The sequence below is a fragment of the Terriglobales bacterium genome, from assembly GCA_035487355.1.
In the GTDB taxonomy this organism is placed as follows: Bacteria; Acidobacteriota; Terriglobia; order Terriglobales; family Acidobacteriaceae; genus QIAW01.
Genome location: DATHMF010000020.1, coordinates 1 through 20,374, shown reverse-complemented (window position 1 = coordinate 20,374; position 20,374 = coordinate 1). Strand labels below are relative to the sequence as shown.

General features: G+C 54.5%; 21 protein-coding genes. 11 read left to right on the top strand and 10 right to left on the bottom strand.

Features of this window, described 5'->3' with window-relative positions; translation table 11 throughout:
- Positions 1 to 88 precede the first annotated feature (88 nt).
- Positions 89 to 967 (bottom strand): transketolase, encoded by an 879-nt coding sequence (locus tag VK738_03515; protein HTD21693.1) that lies wholly within the window; start codon positions 965 to 967, stop codon positions 89 to 91.
- On the bottom strand, positions 964 to 1,638 hold the full coding sequence (locus tag VK738_03510; protein HTD21692.1) for a GAF domain-containing protein: 675 nt from the start codon (positions 1,636 to 1,638) through the stop codon (positions 964 to 966). The genes VK738_03515 and VK738_03510 overlap by 4 nt, the downstream gene beginning before the upstream one ends.
- A gap of 202 nt (positions 1,639 to 1,840) precedes the next feature.
- Between VK738_03510 and VK738_03505 the strand changes: the two genes are divergently transcribed.
- The 7 genes from VK738_03505 to VK738_03475 all read left to right on the top strand — a co-directional run bounded on the left by VK738_03505 (position 1,841) and on the right by VK738_03475 (position 8,838).
- Positions 1,841 to 2,533, top strand: a complete 693-nt coding sequence (locus VK738_03505; protein HTD21691.1) for a response regulator transcription factor — start codon at positions 1,841 to 1,843, stop codon at positions 2,531 to 2,533.
- A gap of 229 nt (positions 2,534 to 2,762) precedes the next feature.
- A complete protein-coding gene (locus VK738_03500) occupies positions 2,763 to 3,731 on the top strand; it encodes a serine/threonine-protein kinase (protein ID HTD21690.1) in 969 nt (322 codons plus the stop codon).
- An 88-nt stretch (positions 3,732 to 3,819) separates the two neighbouring features.
- Positions 3,820 to 4,146: a hypothetical protein gene (locus VK738_03495; GenBank protein HTD21689.1), complete on the top strand. Its 327-nt coding sequence runs from the start codon at positions 3,820 to 3,822 to the stop codon at positions 4,144 to 4,146.
- Positions 4,147 to 4,274: 128 nt separating this feature from the next.
- Entirely contained in the window at positions 4,275 to 4,928 is a 654-nt protein-coding gene (locus tag VK738_03490; GenBank protein HTD21688.1) for a hypothetical protein, read from the top strand.
- 174 nt (positions 4,929 to 5,102) lie between these two features.
- Entirely contained in the window at positions 5,103 to 5,294 is a 192-nt protein-coding gene (locus VK738_03485) for a hypothetical protein (protein ID HTD21687.1), read from the top strand.
- 227 nt (positions 5,295 to 5,521) lie between these two features.
- Positions 5,522 to 8,029: a hypothetical protein gene (locus VK738_03480; protein HTD21686.1), complete on the top strand. Its 2,508-nt coding sequence runs from the start codon at positions 5,522 to 5,524 to the stop codon at positions 8,027 to 8,029.
- Between the two features lie 122 nt (positions 8,030 to 8,151).
- Positions 8,152 to 8,838, top strand: a complete 687-nt coding sequence (locus VK738_03475) for a hypothetical protein (GenBank protein ID HTD21685.1) — start codon at positions 8,152 to 8,154, stop codon at positions 8,836 to 8,838.
- Positions 8,839 to 9,003: 165 nt separating this feature from the next.
- Here the strand turns inward: VK738_03475 and VK738_03470 are convergent, their stop codons facing one another.
- From VK738_03470 to VK738_03460, 3 genes are all read right to left on the bottom strand, one after another.
- Positions 9,004 to 9,972 carry a patatin-like phospholipase family protein gene (locus VK738_03470; GenBank protein HTD21684.1) on the bottom strand — a complete coding sequence of 323 codons (969 nt, stop codon included), beginning with the start codon at positions 9,970 to 9,972 and terminating at the stop codon, positions 9,004 to 9,006.
- 432 nt (positions 9,973 to 10,404) lie between these two features.
- Positions 10,405 to 10,923 (bottom strand): hypothetical protein, encoded by a 519-nt coding sequence (locus VK738_03465; GenBank protein ID HTD21683.1) that lies wholly within the window; start codon positions 10,921 to 10,923, stop codon positions 10,405 to 10,407.
- A 5-nt stretch (positions 10,924 to 10,928) separates the two neighbouring features.
- Positions 10,929 to 11,246 (bottom strand): isochorismate lyase, encoded by a 318-nt coding sequence (locus tag VK738_03460; GenBank protein HTD21682.1) that lies wholly within the window; start codon positions 11,244 to 11,246, stop codon positions 10,929 to 10,931.
- A gap of 109 nt (positions 11,247 to 11,355) precedes the next feature.
- Here VK738_03460 and VK738_03455 point away from each other — a divergent pair, with 109 nt between their 5' ends.
- From VK738_03455 to VK738_03440, 4 genes are all read left to right on the top strand, one after another.
- On the top strand, positions 11,356 to 11,865 hold the full coding sequence (locus VK738_03455) for an NUDIX domain-containing protein (protein ID HTD21681.1): 510 nt from the start codon (positions 11,356 to 11,358) through the stop codon (positions 11,863 to 11,865).
- A 187-nt stretch (positions 11,866 to 12,052) separates the two neighbouring features.
- Positions 12,053 to 13,393 carry an adenylosuccinate synthase gene (locus VK738_03450; protein ID HTD21680.1) on the top strand — a complete coding sequence of 447 codons (1,341 nt, stop codon included), beginning with the start codon at positions 12,053 to 12,055 and terminating at the stop codon, positions 13,391 to 13,393.
- Positions 13,394 to 13,428: 35 nt separating this feature from the next.
- Positions 13,429 to 13,716 (top strand): putative quinol monooxygenase, encoded by a 288-nt coding sequence (locus tag VK738_03445; GenBank protein HTD21679.1) that lies wholly within the window; start codon positions 13,429 to 13,431, stop codon positions 13,714 to 13,716.
- Between the two features lie 253 nt (positions 13,717 to 13,969).
- Positions 13,970 to 16,123: a fused MFS/spermidine synthase gene (locus VK738_03440; GenBank protein HTD21678.1), complete on the top strand. Its 2,154-nt coding sequence runs from the start codon at positions 13,970 to 13,972 to the stop codon at positions 16,121 to 16,123.
- A gap of 5 nt (positions 16,124 to 16,128) precedes the next feature.
- On the opposite strand, the gene ndk is transcribed toward VK738_03440, so the two are convergent.
- From ndk to VK738_03415, 5 genes are all read right to left on the bottom strand, one after another.
- Positions 16,129 to 16,554: a nucleoside-diphosphate kinase gene (ndk, locus tag VK738_03435; protein ID HTD21677.1), complete on the bottom strand. Its 426-nt coding sequence runs from the start codon at positions 16,552 to 16,554 to the stop codon at positions 16,129 to 16,131.
- 44 nt (positions 16,555 to 16,598) lie between these two features.
- Positions 16,599 to 17,483: a succinate--CoA ligase subunit alpha gene (gene sucD, locus VK738_03430; GenBank protein HTD21676.1), complete on the bottom strand. Its 885-nt coding sequence runs from the start codon at positions 17,481 to 17,483 to the stop codon at positions 16,599 to 16,601.
- 159 nt (positions 17,484 to 17,642) lie between these two features.
- Positions 17,643 to 18,812, bottom strand: coding sequence for an ADP-forming succinate--CoA ligase subunit beta (gene sucC / locus VK738_03425; GenBank protein ID HTD21675.1), 1,170 nt, complete (start codon positions 18,810 to 18,812; stop codon positions 17,643 to 17,645).
- A 192-nt stretch (positions 18,813 to 19,004) separates the two neighbouring features.
- Positions 19,005 to 19,604, bottom strand: a complete 600-nt coding sequence (gene bamD / locus VK738_03420; GenBank protein ID HTD21674.1) for an outer membrane protein assembly factor BamD — start codon at positions 19,602 to 19,604, stop codon at positions 19,005 to 19,007.
- A gap of 68 nt (positions 19,605 to 19,672) precedes the next feature.
- Positions 19,673 to 20,374 (bottom strand): M48 family metalloprotease (locus VK738_03415; GenBank protein HTD21673.1); only part of this gene is annotated, 702 nt, incomplete at its 5' end.

Genomic DNA, 20,374 nt, shown 5'->3' with positions numbered 1-20,374 from the left:
GATTTAAGAATGCAGAATTATCTCTCACAGTAAAAATCGTAAATCGAAAATCAGAAATCGTAAATTCGTACTTCTCGCTTCATACTTCTCACTTCGTACTTTCCAGTTCTTTTACCGCCGCTGCAACTTCTTCCGGCTTAGGCGCAACCCCGTGCCACTTGGGATTATTCTCCATAAACGAGACGCCTTTGCCTTTAATCGTGTTGGCAATGATGGCCACCGGTTTACCGTTGGTGTTCGCCCGCGCCTTTTCCAAAGCGGGAATTACCTCATCGAAGTTGTGGCCGTCAATTTCCACGGCATTCCATCCAAAGCTCGCGAACTTTGCCGGCAATGGGTCCACGTCGAGAATGTCTTTGGTAAAGCCATCAAGCTGCTGGTGGTTGTAATCAACGATGAGAGTCAAGTTGCTCAGCTTGTGATAGGGAGCGAACATGGCCGCCTCCCAATTCTGGCCCTCCTGAATTTCTCCGTCCCCCACCATGACAAAGGTGTGGTAGTCGAGCTTATCTAACTGCGCCGCCAGTGCCATGCCGATCCCGATGGAAAGTCCCTGGCCAAGCGATCCTGTAGAGGCCTCCAGCGCCGGCAGCATGCGTTTATCCGGATGCCCCTGCAGTGGCGACCCCAATTTTCGCAACGTCGATAAAAGCGCTGGATCAATATATCCTGCCTCCGCCATCACGGCATAAAGCGCCGGGCAGCCGTGGCCTTTGCTGAGGATAAAGCGGTCGCGCTCTCTCCAGCCCGGATTTTTCGGGTTATGCCGCAGCACGCGGAAATAAAGTGCAGCCAGCAACTCAACTTCAGAGAGCGAGCCGCCAGGATGTCCGCTGCCCGCAGCACCGATCATCTTTATGATCTCAATGCGCAGGCGCGTGGCGAGTCGTTTCAGTTCTTCGGTCGAATCAATCCGCGGGCCGGCCGGGGTGATCTTAATTGCGTTAGAAATCAAGGCTGTGCTCATATGTGGAGCATCTCTCCTGCGGTGGCTTTAAGGCTGCTGGTCTTCTCTCCGCTCAACGGACGGTCAACCGCCATTTTCTTGTCCTTGTTTGTTTCTGTTGCAAGGCTGCTGCCCTCGGTTGCCCGTGATTGCCTACGTAATTTTTGCATCACTACCTTACCATTTGAGATGAGATAACGCGCCACCCGGGAGGCCACCTGCTTCAGCAGGACTTGATCATGATAACTGAAGCTCTTCAACCTGTCGCTTTCCGCGTCAATTACGCCCAGCACCCGTCCGGCGACCTTGATGGGAACAACAATTCCACGCTTAACATCGGTATAACCCACACTGATTGGCAGGGCTTGGCTGGTTTGTGGAGTGATTGCAGGGTTCACTTCAGGGATAATTTGGGGGCTGACTTCGGGAGCTGCTTTAATGACTCCGCTCTGGGCAACAATACCTATTCCCAAAGCGACTTCCAGGCAGGATAATGCTGGCCCTCGGTAGGCGAGCCCAAGAATTTTTTTGCCCACAAGCGCATAGATACCAATCGAAGAATATCTCCGTTGCTGATAGAGAAGATCAACCACCTGCTCCAGTGGTGCGTCCTTTCCCCTGACCGGTTTTTGTGCCAGAATGCGCTCAATCTGCTTCACAAGCTTGCGCGGATCAATGATTTTGGTATCCACAGGGAAGATTAGGAACTCTTTACTAGTTTAATGTTGTGTTCAAGCAGGGGTCAATCGAATTGAATGAAGAACGAGGCTTTACACCTCATTTACGAATTATTTGCGAACCCTTTACTCCTCCCTTATGGCCTTAGGTCTAGCGTAATAGTTGAATCATGCCCTATCGGGCTGACTCAGATCCTCACGTGCAGGAGGTGTCAGCGTGAGTGAAGCACGTATTCTCATCGTAGATGACGAGCCACAGATCCGGCGCGTAATGCGGACCACACTCGTGACCCATGGCTACGAAGTTACCGACGCTCGCAGCGGCGACGAGGCGTTAGATTTTTTCCGCTCCGCCAAGTTCGATCTGGTGATTCTGGATATGAACATGCCTGGCATGACCGGGGTTGAGACCTGCCGGGCCATCCGCGTCGGTTCTGACGCAGCCATTATCATGCTTACCGTGCGCAACAGCCAAAAAGACAAAGTCGATGCGCTCGATGCTGGAGCTGACGACTACGTAACTAAGCCCTTCAGTATGCCTGAATTGCTGGCGCGCATCCGCGCTGCGCTGCGAAGGGCCGCTGTCTCTTCGGAATTCGAGGTCACCAATCTGCAACTGGGACACATTGAGATTGACTTCAAGGCGCGGCAAGTCATCTCCCGTAATGAACAGATACGGCTGACCTGCAAGGAATTCGATCTGCTTTCCTATCTTGCCGCCCATCCTAACAAGACGATTACCCACCGCGAGTTACTGCAGGCAGTCTGGGGGCCCGACTACGGAGGCGAGCAGGAATACCTGCGGGTCTTCATGAATCGTTTGCGAAAGAAGATCGAGCACACACCGGCAAGCCCCAAGTTTCTGCTCACCGAGCCCTGGATCGGCTACCGTTTGCGCCTGCCAGAATAATTAATCTAGATTGGCTATCCCCAGCGTTTTCAGTGTCTTATCCGTGGTCTTTATAAATTATTTATGGGTCGTTTATGCATAATTTAGGGCCTCTCGCCTACCTTAAGCTCAGCCATCTTATGGACACCGAGGGACATTCTGAACATTCTCCGAAAACATTGTTCTCCTCAGAATTTCCAGTTTATGAGATGGCCTCAAGTTCAATGATTGCGGCGCAGAAGGTGCTGTGATGAGACCCATCAATCCTGGCGACACGCTCGACCACTACCGCATCGAAAGTGCGGTTGCCCGCACCTATATGACAACTATTTTTCGTGGCACGGATTTGCGCGCCGGTTGCCCAGTGGCCATTAAAGTTCCGCATCCCGAGGTAGAGTGTGACCCCGTATTCTTTGATCGCTTTCGCCGCGAGCAGGAAATCGGCAAGAAGCTCGATCATCCTTGCGTTATCAAAGTGATCTCCAACGAAGACCAGAGCCGTGTCTACATGGCCATGGAGTGGCTGGAAGGCAACCTGCTGCGCAAGATCCTCACCGAGCAGGAGAAGCTTCCCATCGAGCGCGCGATCAAGATTACGCTTGGCATCTGTCATGCGCTGGAGTACATCCATCAGCACGAGATCGTACACCGCGACCTGAAGCCGGAAAACGTCATGGTAGATGCGGAAGACAATATCAAGCTCATTGACTTCGGCATTGCCGGAGCGGCCGGGGCGCGGCGCCTGACCTTCGGCAGAATGTCTCATACCATGGGAACGCCTGACTACATCTCCCCGGAACAGGTAAAGCGCAAGCGCGGCGATGCCCGCAGCGACATTTACGCATTGGGCGTCATGCTGTATGAGATGTTGACCGGAAAAATGCCCTTTCAAGGGCCTACTTCCCTCGCCATCATGAATGACCGGCTGGTGAATGATCCGGTGCCTCCGCGAAAACTGAATCCGGAAATTTCCCCTGCCTTGCAGGAAGTCATTTATCGCGCCATGGAGCGCGACCCCATAAACCGCTATGCCCACGCCCGCGAGTTTGCCTGGGACCTCGAACACCTCGATGAGATAGGGGTGGCCGAGCGTACAGAAATACAACAGTCGCGCCCCAGGCGTTCAACCGAGAGAAATGTAGTTTTGTTTTATGTCATGCTGGCGGCAATTCCCATCACCATTCTTGTGCTCATGTTTTCTCTGGCCCGGCATGGATGAGGTCAAAGCAATATTGAACGAGTTGACCGGGGAACCCAAATCTATACTCCACAGTCTCTTGCGGTGGGTCAGTGCCGGACTCGCGAGTGTGGCGGTTCTCCGCGGCATCTTTCTGCTGCTTCTTGATGCCTTCCCCCATTTTGTGCGGTCAAAACATGAGGTCAGCTCGGCAGCGCCCCTTCTGTTAATCGGGTTAGCGTATGTCTCGTTGCAACCGATGGCTCGGCCCAGGCCCATTGAGTCGCTGAAGAGATTGTTGCTTGGATTGGCCTTCATTCTGTGGGGCATCGTTCAGTTGTTGCCCCCAAGTCATGTGGCCGTTGTTCTCGGCGACGTCGTGATCGTACTTTATGTGATTGATCTATCTTTAATCATAAAGACCCACCTCCAGCGTGAGGATTGGAACACCCCTTAACTCTTCTGGGCTAAGCTTGGTTGCTCTCCAAAGTAACTCCTTGGATTCAATCGCCTTTCTGCCCTTATAAATTGTTCATGATTTGTTTATGACTCGCTTAGGGCTTGAGGTCTAAGTTTGTACCTGCAATGACCTTAGTGCACGATAAGCGGCTTGAAGAAGTTCAGTCTGAGCATTCCTGCAGCGAACGTTTTAATGCGGATGACTCGGACTCGGACCATCGCCTGCGAGTGACGGTTATCTATACCTCCCAGGAAGGAACGATCGCAGCCCTGAAGACTGCCTACGATTTGGCCAGGAACCTGGGCCTTCGGGTTGCGCTGATGATGATCAAAGTAGTTCCTTTCCACTTCCCGCTGGATCGTCCTCCGGTGCCGGTTGATTTTCTCGAGCGGCTGCAGCTTGCTGTGATTTCCGAATCGGGCATTGATGCCGAAGAGGTAAGCCTTGAGCTTTATCTCTGCCGCGATCGGAAGCAATGCCTGCAATCTGTTTTGGCCCCGCGTGCCCTGGTTGTCATAGGTGGAAGAAAAGATTGGCGCACACCCCGGCAAGAGCGGAAGCTGGAACAGTTGATGCTTGCCCTGGGCCATCACGTGATCTTCGTAAACGTGAAATCCAAATCCAAGTCCAATTTCATATCTGAACTAAAGATCAGCACCTGGTCTCTCATTCGTTCTCTCTGGCGGCCAACACCAATAAGGGGCTTGGCAGGAGAAAAAATGGTCAACGTGCTGGAAGGGAATCTTGAACTGCACAACAAGTACGGAGCGTCCCAGTAGGGGTACTGACAACTTGTTTCAAAAATCCGCATGATCCCAGAAGTCCAGGGCGCGTTATTCGTTTTGCTGATTCCCATTATGAAAAGTTTAGATTTGCCATTGCCCGGATCATGTCACAAACTGAAGATGTAAGCAGAGTCTCTGTAAACGACGCCTCTGCTACGGGAGAAGGGTATGGATTTTGGCCTTCTGTTCAATCTTTGTCTTGGCACGCTGGCCGTGTTGCGCTGCGTTCTTTTTGCCGTCTTTTATCGCACCTTCCGGGAGGGCGAAGAAGTGCATCCCATCTATCGCCAGGCATGTTCTCCCGCGCCGGATTCTGAAGAACCATTGCCCCTCACAGGCTCTGTCGAATCGGCGGCTTAAATCTGTTTCATGGTCGGTCTAGACGGACGAGTCAACACACGTATCAAGGCCGATTTTGCTTTGTATCAGACATGCAGGCGGTAGCATTCCTGTTTTGGGCGCTCCCGATAAGCGTCTTCTCGGGCATGGCATTCAACCAGTGCGATTGTTGCCATATTAAGCACTATTCTTTCGACGTCTTCCCTGTCAGAATACGAGCGACCCTTTAAAATTACAGGAGAACTTTCATGCAATCTTTCAGGAACCTGAAGGTCCTGTCGGTGTGTCTTGCGGTTTTTGCCGTATTCCCATCTTGGATCGAAGCTCAACAGTCGACTGGGCAACAGCCAAAACAAACTGAGCTGGTAGCCAGTCTGCGCCCTGCTCCGGGAGTGTGGTCGCAGGGTCAGCAGATGCCAGCCTTGCGCTGGCAGCGGGTCTCGCCTCCCACCGGTTCACTCGAAGGACCGGTACTGTACACCATCATTATGCGCAGCAACGCTACCGCCGGGAACCTGCCGAAGATCTCTCAGACCTACACGCTGACGAACTCTCTGGTCTCTGAGAGCAACGGTATTGTCAGTATCGGCGGCACCACCAGTGTGGCAGCCTTCACGATGTCCACCGGGGCTGCGGCCGGAAAGGTATTCACTTCCGACAATTCGGGCAATGCAAGCTGGCAGTCTCCTCTTGGCGTGAGCATCACAGCCGGAACCGGCCTCACCGCAACGCCCAGCCCGATTACCGGCACGGGAACGATTGCTATCGCGAACGCCGGTGTAGGCAACGCGCAATTGGCGAGCAACGCAGTGCAGTCGGGCAATATCGCAGGCGGACAGGTGGTCAAGAACCTGAATGGATTGTTCGATGGCATCACACTCGCAGCCGGATCAAATGTCACCATCACTCCCAGCGGGCAGACGCTGACGATTGCAGCCGCAGGCAGCAACGAAAGCATCACGCCCAGCAACGGATTGACTGCAACTCCAAACCCCATTACCGGTGCGGGAACCATCGGCATCGCTGACGGCGGTGTTGGCACCCAGCAGTTGGCCGCCGGGGCAGTGCAGGCGGCGAATATCGCCGGCAATGCAGTGCAGTCGGGCAATATCGCTGGCGGACAGGTAGTCAAGAACCTGAATGGATTGTTCGATGGAGTGACGCTGGCCGCCGGTTCGAACGTGAGCATCACCCCCAGTGGTCAGAGCTTGACGATTGCAGCCACAGTGCCCAGCGTGAGCATCACAGCAGGCACGGGATTGACCACAACTCCCAGCCCGATCACTGGCACGGGAAGTGTGAGCATCACCAACGGTGGTGTCGGCAACGCACAGTTGGCGAGCAACGCAGTCCAGGCGGGAAATATCGCAACCGGACAGGTGGTCAAAAATCTGAACGGATTGTTCGATGGCGTCACACTCGCGGCGGGCTCCAATGTCACCATCACCCCCAGCGGGCAGACGCTGACCATTGCCAGCGGCGCGACCTCATTTATGCGCACAGTGGTGGTGAGTCCGGTTCCGGGGAACGCAGTTGCCAGCGGGACAGCATTGCTGAATGCATTGGCAGGCATTACCACAGCCTCAGCCACGAATCCCTGGCTGCTGAAGATCGAGCCGGGAATTTATGATCTGGGCACAGGCGCACTCACCATGAAGCCGTTCGTAGATGTAGAGGGCTCGGGGGAGGATGTGACCACGATCACGGCAGCCGGAAGCGCAAGTATTCTCACGGGTACGGTCGTAGGCGCAAACAACGCAGAATTACGTTTTCTGACCGTAAAGAATACTGGCGGTAACTCATTTGGCACAGGCATCGCTAATGTGTCTGCCTCACCGCGGCTGACGCACGTGACTGCCCTCGGTGCGGGTGGAACCGTTCAAAGCCAGGGTGTCTATAACAACAACTCGTCTGCGGTGATGAATCATGTAACGGCCACAGCTTCTGGCGCCGCTACCACCTATGCGATCATCAACGTCAACGGCTCCGCGCCGGTGATGAACGATGTTACCGCGACCGCCACGGGAGGAAGTAATAATACGGGCATGTTTAACAGCAGCTCGAGTGGCACGATGACCCGTGTTACGGTCAATGCTTCGGGGCCAACCAGCAACACAGCAGTTGATAACATCGCCTCGTCGCCGGGCATGACGAATGTGATTGCCAGCGCATCGGGCGGGAGCTCGTCCAACATGGGAGTGTTTAACGAAAATAGCAGCGGCACGGGCTCTTCACCGGTAATGACCAATATCATCGCCACGGCCACGGGTATTTCGGGAAGCGGCAACCGCGCTATCAACAACGCTCCCCTGTGTGCGCCGGCAATGAGCAACATAACCGCCACCGCCTCAGGGGGTCATGACAACACCGCCGTGGAGAACGACTCCAGCGTGCCTGTCATGACTAACATTGTTGCAACGACTACCGGCGGCAGCAGTAATGGCACGGGCATGATCGTCGGAGGCCCAACCACCCTGATAAATGGTGTGATTGCTTCTTCCCTCGCACCCACGAACTATGGAATTGAGACCCTGGGGTTTTCTGCCAGCGCTTTTACGCTGAATATCAGCAATTCAGAGATCAGCGGCAGCACGAACTCCATCTTCAGCCAACTGAGCGGTGGTGCCACATTCGCCGTGAAGGTGGGAGCCTCGCAGTTGGCGGGCGGGGGAGTCTTTACGGGCGGCGGCAACACCTATACGTGCATTGGAGCATACAGCGGAACCTTCACAGCCCTGAACGCCTCGTGCCAGTAGTTAAAAGCAGTTTTTGGTTGTCAGGCTTGGAAAAAAGAAACCGGCAACCGGGAACTGCATTGAGAAATTGATCTTTCCGAGTCGCCGGAATTCCGCAGTACAATTGCGCCACGGAGCTGGCCATGGACATCAAAAAAACGAACATCAGTTTCTCCTATCGTATCGAAGAAAAGCCCGGCGGCGGATTCATTGCTCATACCAGTGACCCCACCATGGAGACCATCGAGGCAGCCACAAAGCAAGAGATTGAGCAGAAGATCCACGCCAGGATGAACGATTTGTTCGGCGCGGGGCTTCCGGGTTTTGTGCGGAACAAATTGTTCGACGGTCTGAGCGCGATGAGCACATCCAGCCAGTTTTCGTACCATATTGAGGAAAAGACGGGCGGCGGATTCACGGCTCATTTCAACGATCCCAAGTTGGAGTCGCTGCAGGGTGCAAGCCGGGAAGAAGTCGCGCAGAAGTTGCGGGAAACATTCGGTGAACTGCTCGGTCCCCAGCATCCACTGATCGCCGAAATGGTTGATCGGGCGCTAACCCAAAAGATCAATGAAACCCATCACACCAACTTTCACTTCTCACTCGGCTCGGCGTCCCAAACTTCGCAGTCAAATTTCTCGCAGTCAAATTTTTCACAACCAGATTTGCCGCAGCCAGGTTTGTCGCAACCAGGCCTCCCGCAAAGCAGCAGTTCCATGGGGCCAATACTGCCGGCCGATCGCTCTGGTATGTCTGGAATAGTCTGGCGTGTGATCATAGCGTTGCTGGTTGGTCTGCTCGTCTATTTCTTGCTGCACTTACGTCGCTGAAAACGATGCGCGTAGACCACATGCATAAATATCTCAGGAATGTGTCGGTAAGATTTGTATGCGGCACCCCTCCGCAGGCAGGCGCGCAACGAAGTGGAGCGCCCCAGAAAGACGTTTTTCGGCAGCTACAGCGAGGGCTCTGCGCACATCCTACTTCTTAATTTTCTATTTTGCCGTTAAGCGGGCGGTTTGCAGCGCAGGCGCGCTTGAGACTTTGATGGCGGATTGCTCTTGTACCTGTGGTTCGGGCTCGGTGCCCTCGAGCCAGGCGCGTATCTGGGGAATGATCTCGCGGGTTGCGGCCTCGCCGATGGCGATCATCTCCGGCGAGCGCTGAAATTCGTCGTAGCCGAAGCGGCCGATGTTGGGCTCGACCATGATATCGGTATGCTGCTTCCAGAAAGAACTCATTCTCTCCTGGGCGATAGAGAAGCACTGGCCAATAACGTCGAAGACATGCCGTGGGCCTTTGCCTGAGACCCAGTTCGCCGCCAAATGCACAGAGATCACGCGCTCGGCGCCCATCTCCCGTAACGGCTTGGCGGGCACTGGATATCCCAGCAGCCCATCCACATAAAGTTTTCCATTCAGGTTTACCGGCATGAACATTCCGGGATAGGCACAGCTTGCGCGCACGGCGTCAATCAGGGAACCCGACTTGAAGACCACGCCCTGTCCGGTTGTGAGGTCGGTTGCCGCGACCGCCAGCGGAATGCGCAGCTCTTCAAAGCTGTGCACTTTGAGCAGCCGCTCCAGAAAACCCTGCATGCGGTCAGTGGAGCATAAGGCAAAACGCGAGATGGTCCAGCGGGCAAAATCTTTGAAGCGCACGAGGCCTGCGGTTTCTGCCATCTCCTTGGCGCTCAGGCCGCTGCAATACGCAGCTCCGATTACCGCGCCCACACTGGTTCCAGCGACGTAGTCAATAGGGATCTTCTCTTCTTCCAGCACCTTGAGCACGCCGATGTGCGACATGCCGCGGGCAAATCCTCCGCCCAGAGCTATGCCAATGCGGGGTCTGCGGGGAAGCGAAGCTGGTGCTGGCGGGGTGGGGTCAGTCACCTGTCCCGCTCGCCGCGAAAGCACTTCTTTGAAGGATTTCAGCGATCGCGCGATCTTGGAAAATGGCTTCATGTCTCCCTGTAGTTAGATGCTTAATTATTATCCATCGGATGTGCGGTTTTTGGTCTTTTAAAAAATGCCCAAATTTGGTGAACCCGTTTTGTTGGACCTTGCCACATGGCCCCATTGTGGTATCAAAGTCCTGATTCCTTCTGAATATGGCCTACCATGGTCTCGGAAGTGTATCCAGCATCCAGAATGCAGGGGCTTTAGCTCTTTAAAGGTTCTTTGAAAAATTCAATAAGCAGCTTCGAGTTCCGGGGGGAACAGTTTGTCAGCTTCAGTCTACCCGCAAAAGGGGTGTTATCTGACCACTACTCGGCCCTCTCCGTATGTCATTGAATTATAGTGATTTATCAATGCTTGGACTACTCCAAGTAATGGGGGGTGGGGGAGTAATACTTTGGCGGGAAAATCTTGGCGCTGAAGATAACTAAAGAGGAATTAGAGACTTAGCGTGCTAGGGGGATCCAATTGAAGTTCGTAATGCAACTCGAGAGTCGCACCAGGTTCCAGAGCGAACCACTGCGAGAACAATCTGCCGCGCAGCTCCCGCACGCGTGCCAGGTCATCCTCGGAGAGCCGGCGCGGCGTTCGCCTTCCGGAAGATGCTGCTTGCATCGCAGCGTACTGGTTGAATTCCTCTGCGGTGCCCGTAGTTAGGCTGGCGCGCTCACTGTCGAACCATCCGACGATATGCTCAACTTCTACAGCTTCATCCGGCAGTGAGCCGCGTGCGCCCTTGCCGGTGGTATCGTCTATCTCCCAGCTCTGGGTAATGAGTCCGTAGAAACCCTGTCGAAACCCAAGCGCCGATTCAACCGCAAAATGCGTGAGATCGTGCAAGGCAAAGAACCCGGCGTGCCGCTCGCGCTGCTTCTGCCATGTTATTGAGCCATCCGCGCGTATGCATCGCAGCAACCCGGCGCCATCTGTGCGCTTTGTAATCTGAATCGTCAGCATAAACATCAGGAAGACGACTGCGAAGATTCACTCCAGTGAGCCAGCTCTTCCGCGATGAAATAAGTAACCAGGTCACGGTACATCTTTTCGATCACATCCGGATTCAGGCCGTCCTGTTCTGCCCATTGCCGCCGCATCTGAAGCATTGCCGCAAAGCGCTCAGGAGCAGCCACAGCAGCCGGGCTCGTCTTGAACTTTGCTGCTGCAATGACGTAGAGCCGTCGTCTGCCGATGGCGTTGATGATGCTTCGATCAATGCGATCAATCTCGCTACGGACTTCGGCCAGGGATCCGCACGCTTCGGGGAGTCTCACTTGGTCCATGCGCCTATTTTGGCATCAGTTGGCCATTCCTCGCAAAACAAGTAGTGGCCGGCCGATGGCCGTAGGATTGGCGTTCTAAGCCCCACGAGTGCTATGGTTAAATTTCCTTATGGCCAAGACAGGACGAGAATTTTCTGCAGGTGGAGTAGTTGTAAGGCAAAAAGACGGGCAGTGGTGGGTGGCCGTCATTCAACCCACCGGCCGTGAGGCCCCGAAGAAAAAGGCTGGAAAGAGCAAGGCAGCGCAGGTTCCCAAGCCCGTGCTTACCCTTCCCAAGGGATTGATTGATCCCGGGGAGAAGCCGGAAGAAACCGCCGTGCGCGAGATTCGCGAAGAAACCGGCCTCGAAGCCGAGCGAGTGATCAAGCTCGGCAATGTGAAATACGTCTACATGCGCAGTTGGGGTGACGGCGCGCGTGTGTTCAAAGTCGTGACCTACTACCTGTTCCGCTATCTTTCCGGACGCATTGGAAACATCACGCCTGAAATGCGCCACGAGGTCGAGCAGGCCTCCTGGATTCCCCTGCAAGACGCCCCCAAGTTGCTTACCTACAAAGGCGACCGCGAGATGGCCCGTGCAGCGCTGGAATATATCGAGAAGACCGAGAATTTTGGATGAACTCCTGGCCAGTGCTGCATAAATCCATTGCCCGCATAAATCCGTGACGCAGGTCTTTGGGCTGAGTTATCATAAAAGGTTGGCGTCCTGCCGAACTTTCCCTGGTAATTTTCGATTCTTTATAGCAGGGAAGCGGTGTGTGCGATAGCGCGAAGTAGCTTATTTAAATGGAAAAGATACAAACAGGATGAAGAAAAGCAGAACAGCAGTCATTGTCGGCGCGCAGTGGGGCGACGAGGGCAAGGGCAAAATCGTTGACGTGCTCTCCGAGCAGTTTTCCGTAGTGGCGCGCTACGCCGGCGGACACAACGCGGGCCACACCGTCATTATCAATGGCAATCGGTTTGTGCTGCAGCTTGTGCCCTGTGGCATCTTCCGCAAGGGATGCCGGGGCGTCATCGGCAACGGAGTCGTGCTCGATCCCATCGCTTTCTTGAAGGAAGTGGAAGAGCTTCGCAAAACCGGCGTCACGGTTGATGGCAACAATCTCTTCATCAGCAATCGCGCACAGGTCATCCTGCCTTATCACCGTATGATGGAGCTGGCCTCGGAAAACGCGCCGGGCCGGGTCAAGATCGGCACTACTTCGCGTGGCATCGGTCCGACGTATGAAGACAAGATGGGCCGCCGCGGCCTGCGCGTGATTGACCTGCTCGACCTGGAGCTTCTGAAAAAGCACATCGAAAACGCCTGCCGCGAGAAGAACATGATCGCGCATGCGCTGTTCAACTCCGAGCCGATTGATGCCGATAAGATGTATGCCGAATACGCTGCAGCCGCAGAGCAGATTGCGCCTTTTGTGGCCGATACAGCGTTGCTGCTGAACCGCGCCATCGCCGATGGTGAAGCGGTAATGTTTGAAGGCGCACAGGCCACCATGCTGGATATTGATCACGGGACGTATCCGTTTGTTACTTCGTCCAGCACCACCGCTGGAGGCGCGGCCACTGGCACCGGCGTGCCGCCTACTGCGATTAACAATGTCATTGGCGTGACCAAGGCCTATTGCACCCGCGTAGGTGGCGGGCCGTTTCCTACGGAAATCAATGGCGCCATTGCTGACCGGCTCCGCGAGCGCGGCAACGAATTTGGCGCTGTGACCGGGCGCCCACGCCGCTGCGGCTGGATGGACCTTCCCTTGCTGCGTTACTCCAACATGATCAACGGATGCTCCTGGCTGGTGGTCACCAAGCTTGATGTACTCGACGAATTGCCGGAAATCCCCGTCTGCATCGGTTACAAGCTGAATGGCAAAAAAATCGATGAAATTCCCGCGGAAGCCGCTGTCCTGGAAAAAGTCGAGTGTCTTTACACAAAGTTGCCGGGCTGGAAGAAATCAACCGAGGGCATCTCGGAATGGGAGAGGCTCCCCAAAAAGGCCCATGAGTACCTGCAATTTCTGGAGAAAGAGAACGGCGTGAAAATTGGGATGATCTCCACCGGCCCCGACCGCGAACAAACCATCTTCATGGAGGACTTTGCGGCTGAGATGGGAGTGCAGACCGCCGTCGCTGTACGGCGCAAATAATCTGAGTACTGACAACTGAGTACCGAGTACTGACTATGACTGTTCTTTCCGTAATCTGGGTCACCAAACCCGGCCACGAAGCCGAAGCTGCAAAAATATTTCAAATCTTAACCACCGAGTCTCTCAAAGAACCCGGATGCCTGATGTACATCGTGCACCGCCACCGCAGCGATCCCGCACGATTTTTTATTTATGAGCAATATACGGATGACGCAGCTTTAGAGGCGCACCGCAACACGCCGCATTTTCTGGAATACGCACGCAAACAACTTCCTTTGATTGGCGAGCGCATGCAAGGCGATTTGTATGACCCGATCGTCTGAGGAATGACGCCGGTGATGTGCCCTGGATGTGCTTTGATAAGGATCTTTAGTGTATCGAATTCCGGAAAGTCATGTTTTAATACTTCATCACAATTGAAGCCAAATTCATCGTTATTGAGGAATTTTATCCAGCGACAATAGTCGCGACCAATTCCCAAGGGGGCAATTCGTGCGAATGCGGTGGTTCTTTGTTTTCTTTTTCTTTTCCGGTTTTTGCAGTCTACTCTACGAGGTAATTTGGGTACGGCTGGGGATGGCCCATTTTGGCGTTACCACGCCGGTGGTTTCCATTTTCCTGTCTCTCTTCATGGCCGGACTTGGCTTGGGAAGCTGGATCGCCGGCCGCTGGATGCGCAACCTTGAAACGCACAGCGGAAAATATCCTCTTCGTCTCTACGCCGCGGCCGAATTGCTGATTGGTATTTCCGCCTGGGCGGTGCCGGTGGAAATGAGATGGGCCAAGAATTATCTGGAGAATTATCAGAGCGACCTTGCTGTCTCTTCGCTGCATTACTACTGGATCACAGGCCTATGGCTCATCGTTATTCTAGTGCCATGGTGCACTTTGATGGGAATGACGTTCCCGCTGGCCATGGCCGCTATCCGTAAATTGAGTTCTTCTTCACAGAGATCCTTCAGTTTTCTATATGTAGCGAACGTTCTTGGAGCCGTCGTAGGAGCGCTGCTGCCGGCGTTCGTGCTGGTAGAGATCTTCGGTTTCCGGGGCACGATGAAGTTGGCGGCAATCTGCAATCTGCTGATCTCGGCAGGCGGGTTTCTGCTCAGCCTACGAGTGAAAGATGCGCAGGAAAAGTACGAGATTGAGGCCAAAACAGCAAAGCCTGCCGTTGTTTCATCAGCGAAGCTGATCCTGAGCATGCTTTTTCTCACTGGGCTGGTCAGCCTCGCCATGGAAGTTGTATGGATCAGGCAATTCACCGTATATATCGGAACGGAAGTTTATGCCTTTGCCTCAATTCTGGGTTCTTACTTAATAGGCACTTTCATCGGTTCACGGATTTACCGGAAATGGCTGCAGCGCTACTCGCCGGGCGACGAAACAGTCGCCTGGCTGCTTTTGGGGTTGGCAGGACTTCTGCCGTTACTCGCGTCTGATCCCCGCCTCCCAATTATTGGGTTTTTACGGGTTCCGTTGGGCATCATGCCCGTAAGCGGGCTGATGGGATTCGTGACTCCTATGCTGGTGGATCAGTATTCGGAAGGAGATCCAGACCGGGCGGGACGGGCCTATGCCGTCAACGTTATGGGATGTATCTTAGGCCCGCTGCTTTCCGGCTTCCTGTTGCTGCCGTACGTGGGAGAGCGTCAGTCGCTGATTTTCCTGTGTTTGCCGCTGTTTGCTCTTCTCTACATTTTCAGACCCAAAACACCGGTAGCAAAGTCGCGCTACGGATTCCGTTTTTATGTGGAAAACGCGGTTGTGGCCCTGGCCTTGATCGTATTCACAAAAGATTACATCATGAAACTTAGTGGAGGTGAGGTGAGCAGGGACTATGCAGCAACGGTGGTGGCCACGGGCCAAGGAATGCAGAAACTGCTGTTCGTCAATGGGATCACGATCACCCAGCTCACTCCCGTGACAAAGATGATGGCCCATCTGCCGCTTGCATTGCATGAGCAGCCTCCCAAAGATGTACTGGTGATCTGTTTTGGAATGGGAACGACACACCGATCGATGCTTTCCTGGGGAGTTTCATCCACTGCGGTAGAGCTCTTGCCCAGCGTACCCCAGGTCTTCTCTTACTTCCATCCCGATGGAGAGCGGCTTCTACAATCCCCGAACTCGCACCTGATCATTGACGATGGCCGCCTGTTTCTGGAAAAGACACGTCAGCAATTTGACGTGATTACAATTGATCCGCCGCCTCCTACCTCGGCCGCAGGCGTGAGCCTTCTATATTCAAGGGAGTTCTATGAAACTGCAAAGCGCCGGTTGAAACCAGGGGGTATTTTGCAGCAATGGACTACGGCAAGCAACGCTGTATGGAGCGCGACCACAGATCCTCGCGTAGACTTGGTAGCCATCACGAAAGCGTTGAAGGAATCTTTTCCTTATGTGCGCTGCATGGGCTCTGTGGAAGGATGGGGGTTTCATTTCATTGCCAGCATGAGTCCCATCCCGAACCTGACACCTGCTGAACTTGCCAGCCGTATGCCCCCCGCTGCCGTGGCCGATATGTTGGAATGGGGGCCAGGACATACTGCGGAGCAACAATTCGCCCTGATGTTCAGAAACGAGATCTCCATAGACCAAATTCTTAAATTCAAGGACATTGATGTTCAGCCCATGGATGACGACAGGCCTGTGAACGAGTATTATCTGCTCCGCGCCAAGCTTCCTACTAAGTGGAGCAGGGCACTCTATGCCATGGCTGCAAGACGATAAAAGCTCTATTTGGTCAATTCGTATCCCGCAAAAAAATAGCTCAATTCAAAGCGCGCCGTTTCATCCGCATCGGAGCCGTGGATAGTGTTGCGCTCGATGCTGTCGGCCCACTTCTTGCGAATGGTTCCTTCTTTAGCGTTCGCCGGATTGGTCGCTCCCATCAGCTCGCGCAGGTCGGCGATGGCGTTGTCTTTCTCCAGCGCCAGCACGACAATCGGGCCGCTCGACATAAAGTCGGTGAGAGAGCCGAAGAAGGACTTAGCAGCGTGCACGGCGTAAAAGCCTTCGGCCTGCTCTTTGCTGATTTCCAGCATCTTCATGCCAATGATGCGGAAGCCTTTCTCCTGGAGTGTCTTCAAAATATCACCGGTTGCGCCCTTGGCGACCGCGTCCGGCTTGATGATGGAAAATGTGCGTTGCAAAGTCTTCATGATTTTTCGTTCTCGTTTAGATTATTTAGGAATTCAAATCGAACTTAAGCTTTGGCCGCTCCGCTCCAGGACTGCATCAGAGTTTCGCCAATCACGGCCGGCGACTTGGCCACGCGAATCCCAGCGGCTTCCAGCGCATTGATCTTTTCTGCTGCGGTACCGTGGCCGCCGCTGATGATGGCGCCGGCGTGTCCCATGCGGCGTCCGGGGGGCGCGGTCTGGCCGGCGATAAACGCCACCACCGGCTTTTTCACATGCTGCTTCACGTATTCTGCAGCCTGCTCCTCGGCATTGCCGCCGATCTCGCCGATCATGATGATGGCGTGCGTCTCCGGATCTTCGTTAAATAGACGGACTGCATCGGTATGCGTGGTGCCGATGATGGGGTCGCCGCCAATCCCGATGGCGGTGGATTGCCCAATGCCGCGCAGCGTGAGCTGATGCACGGCTTCGTAGGTCAGAGTTCCAGAACGGGAAACAATCCCCACGTTACCTTCTTTATGGATATGTCCCGGCATGATGCCGACCTTGCATTTCCCCGGCGATATGATTCCCGGGCAATTCGGACCGATGAGGCGCGACTTGCGGTCTTTGAGAAACTCAGCGGCACGCACCATGTCTTGTGTTGGGATGCCCTCGGTGATGCAGATAATCAACGGCAGGCCGGCATCGGCCGCTTCCATGATGGCATCGGCCGCGAAGGGCGGCGGAACAAAGATGACAGTGACGTTGGCGCCGGTTTTTTCCACGGCTTCGGAGACGGAATTAAATACCGGCCAGCCCTCATGCGTGGTGCCTCCCTTGCCGGGAGTGACGCCGCCTACAACCTTGGTGCCGTATGCTGCCGCGCCCTTGGCGTGAAATGTACCTTCACGGCCGGTAATACCTTGAACGATAAGTTTTGTATTTTTATCAACTAAAATTGCCATTTTTGATATCTCGATATAAGTCGCAAACTAGCGAGCCGCTGCTACAACTTTTTCCGCCGCGTCTTTTATATGAGGGCTCCGCGGTAAACCGCTTTGCCCTCGCTTTTGGTTCGCGCGGGACGGCGCTCACCAAAAGCTCACCCTAACTTAGCGCCGCACCTATCTGGCGGCTGCTACAACTTTTTCCGCCGCGTCTTTCATATTTTCTGCAACCATAAAATTCAACCCTGATTTTTTGAGGATTTCGCGGCCCTGCTCGACGTTGGTCCCTTCCAGGCGCAGAACCACAGGGATTGAAATTTTGGTTTTGGTGGCCGCCTCTACGACGCCAGTTGCCAGCGTATCCACGCGCAAAATGCCGCCAAAGATATTGATGAGCACGGCTTTTACGTTCTTATCACTCAGCAAAATCTGGAAGGCGTGCGTGACCTGCTCGGCATTGGCTCCGCCACCGACGTCGAGAAAGTTTGCCGGCGAGCCCCCGGCGTATTTGATGATATCCATCGTTGCCATAGCGAGGCCGGCTCCATTGACCATGCAGGCAATGTTGCCGTCGAGCTTAATGTAATTCAGACCGTACTTGGAAGCCTCGACCTCGAGCGGATCTTCCTCGCTGGTGTCGCGCAGCTCTTTCAGGTCCTTGTGGCGGAACATGGCATTGTCATCGAAGGTCCATTTGGCATCGAGAGCAAACAGGCGGCCGTCATTGGTCGTAATAAAAGGATTGATCTCGGCCAGTGACGCATCGGTAGCTTCAAAGGCCGCGTAGAGCGCGGTCATGAACTGCACCGCTTGATTGATTTGCTCCGGCTTGATGCCCAGCGCGAATGCCAGCTTGCGCGCCTGGAAGGGTTCAAGTCCTAATCCGGGCTCGATGTATTCCTTGAGGATTGCCTTCGGATCTTTGGCTGCGACCTCTTCAATTTCCATTCCACCGCTGGCCGAGGCCATGAACACAGGCTTGCCGGAGGCGCGGTCAATCACGATGCCAAGATACAGCTCGCGATCAATCGGCAGGGTCTCTTCAATCAGCAGGCGCTGGACTTTCTTGCCTTCGGGGCCAGTCTGGTGCGTCACCAGGGTCATGCCCAGCATTTTCTCGGCGAGCGCTCCGGCTTCTTCCACTGACTTCGCAATCTTCACGCCGCCTCCTTTGCCGCGGCCCCCGGCATGGATCTGCGCTTTGACCACTACACCTTGCGCTCCGGCTGACATCAGGTTCTTGGCGGCACGCTCCGCCTCTTCGCGGTTGGTGACCATTTCACCACGTGGGACAGCCACACCATACTTCGACAGGATTGCCTTTGCCTGGTATTCGTGAATTTTCATGTATATCTGGTATTGATGAATTTTTGTGTATCTATAACGTCCGAGCGCAGATCAGATGGGTCCAGATCGCGAGCGGCAAACCTGTGATTATATCAGGCGGGGAGGAAAAGGCAGTTCTTTCGCCGCGGATGAACGCGGATTGGTGCGGATTTTCGATCGTTGTTCTGACCCACGGCGTAGCAAGTTGCCGGGCTATTTGTCCTTTTGGGATTGCTGTTGTTGAGCAAGCATCTTCTGGGCGTCGGCGAGGCGTTCTTTTGCTTCAGGGGCGAAGCGGCTGTTGGGAAATTGGGTAATGAAGCGCTGATTCAATTGAATGATTTCCTGCAGCTCTTCGACTGAGCCCTCGAAGTCGCCGCAGAAAGACTGGTTTCCCACGGGGCCCATCCATGTGGCCTCGTCGGCATCAGGGCCGTCGGGCCAGAGCTCGAGGTACTTGAAATAGCCTTCGTTGTTGGCGCCCCAGTCGCCGCCCGACTCGCAGAAGTCAATCCGAACACCATAGGAAGTCGCCTGTTCCGCCAGCTTCTGTGCTTCTGGCGGGCTGATTTTGTCTCCGTGAATGCTGGAGTGAGGGAAGGCGCGATTCATTTCCCTGGCGAACTTGACCGCCTCGTGGTTCAGGGCGAGCCACGTCTTGGCTTTTTCCTGGTTTGTGGTCGCGCGCGCAATCTTCTGTGCCTGGGTTTGAAGCTTTTTCAGCGACAGTTGCAAACTCACAGGTGGGACAGCCTGCGCGAAAACGGATGACGCAAAAGCCGCGTAGACAAACAAGAGAGCAAAATATTTCATGATCACGCCAGAAAAATAAACAGCTCAGAAGAATAATTCAAATCTGCCCTCCTGAGCTGCGAGTAAAACTATTTGCTGGAGGTTGATTTCTTCCTGGATTTTGTGGCCGATGCTGTTGCCGGCGCAGCAGCGCTACCCGTTCCGAAATTTACATTCAGCCTGTAGCGTTTTTCCAGTACCTGGCCGCCGGCGGGATATGTTGCCGAAAGCGTGGTCAATTTGGAAACGCGTTCTTTCAATGGAGGGTGCGTCTTGCCATTCAACATACCGGTGGCTTGTTTATTCGCGGGGTTGTTGGCCGCCTCCGCCAGCATGGAAAGGAAGTTGCGCAATCCCGCGGGATCGTAGCCGGCCCTGGCGGCAAAATCCATTCCTGCCTTGTCGGCATCGCGCTCTTTATCGGATCCATAATTCTGCGTGAGGGCGGTGGTGATGGCTTGAGTGGCGTACTGGTCAATCAATCCGGCCGCAAGACCTGCAACGCCGCCCACTTGCGAGGCGCCCACATCAGCCCCGGTCTGGACCTCAAGTCCGGTAAGCTTCTTGCCGCGAACAATCTTTTCCAGGTGCCGGCCATCTACGTGTGCCGCCTCGTGGGCCAGCACGCCCGCCAATTCAGATTCGTTGCTGATATTGGCCAGCGTTCCGCGGGTGATGAATACGTAACCGCCGGGCATTGCAAAGGCGTTAATCATGTCAGTATCCAGAATGGCAAAGTGATATTGCACTGGCCGCGTGCCGAATTGCGCCACGGTATTACCCACCAGGTT

Bases quoted from the DNA above. Each gene is read 5' to 3' on its own strand.
- VK738_03515 (HTD21693.1), bottom strand. From the start codon at position 967: ATGAGCACAGCCTTGATTTCTAACGCAATTAAGATCACCCCGGCCGGC.
- VK738_03500 (HTD21690.1), top strand. From the start codon at position 2,763: ATGAGACCCATCAATCCTGGCGACACGCTCGACCACTACCGCATCGAA.
- VK738_03490 (HTD21688.1), top strand. From the start codon at position 4,275: ATGACCTTAGTGCACGATAAGCGGCTTGAAGAAGTTCAGTCTGAGCAT.
- VK738_03485 (HTD21687.1), top strand. From the start codon at position 5,103: ATGGATTTTGGCCTTCTGTTCAATCTTTGTCTTGGCACGCTGGCCGTG.
- VK738_03480 (HTD21686.1), top strand. From the start codon at position 5,522: ATGCAATCTTTCAGGAACCTGAAGGTCCTGTCGGTGTGTCTTGCGGTT.
- VK738_03475 (HTD21685.1), top strand. From the start codon at position 8,152: ATGGACATCAAAAAAACGAACATCAGTTTCTCCTATCGTATCGAAGAA.
- VK738_03470 (HTD21684.1), bottom strand. From the start codon at position 9,972: ATGAAGCCATTTTCCAAGATCGCGCGATCGCTGAAATCCTTCAAAGAA.
- VK738_03465 (HTD21683.1), bottom strand. From the start codon at position 10,923: ATGCTGACGATTCAGATTACAAAGCGCACAGATGGCGCCGGGTTGCTG.
- VK738_03460 (HTD21682.1), bottom strand. From the start codon at position 11,246: ATGGACCAAGTGAGACTCCCCGAAGCGTGCGGATCCCTGGCCGAAGTC.
- VK738_03455 (HTD21681.1), top strand. From the start codon at position 11,356: ATGGCCAAGACAGGACGAGAATTTTCTGCAGGTGGAGTAGTTGTAAGG.
- VK738_03450 (HTD21680.1), top strand. From the start codon at position 12,053: ATGAAGAAAAGCAGAACAGCAGTCATTGTCGGCGCGCAGTGGGGCGAC.
- VK738_03445 (HTD21679.1), top strand. From the start codon at position 13,429: ATGACTGTTCTTTCCGTAATCTGGGTCACCAAACCCGGCCACGAAGCC.
- VK738_03440 (HTD21678.1), top strand. From the start codon at position 13,970: ATGGCCCATTTTGGCGTTACCACGCCGGTGGTTTCCATTTTCCTGTCT.
- ndk (HTD21677.1), bottom strand. From the start codon at position 16,554: ATGAAGACTTTGCAACGCACATTTTCCATCATCAAGCCGGACGCGGTC.
- sucD (HTD21676.1), bottom strand. From the start codon at position 17,483: ATGGCAATTTTAGTTGATAAAAATACAAAACTTATCGTTCAAGGTATT.
- sucC (HTD21675.1), bottom strand. From the start codon at position 18,812: ATGAAAATTCACGAATACCAGGCAAAGGCAATCCTGTCGAAGTATGGT.
- bamD (HTD21674.1), bottom strand. From the start codon at position 19,604: ATGAAATATTTTGCTCTCTTGTTTGTCTACGCGGCTTTTGCGTCATCC.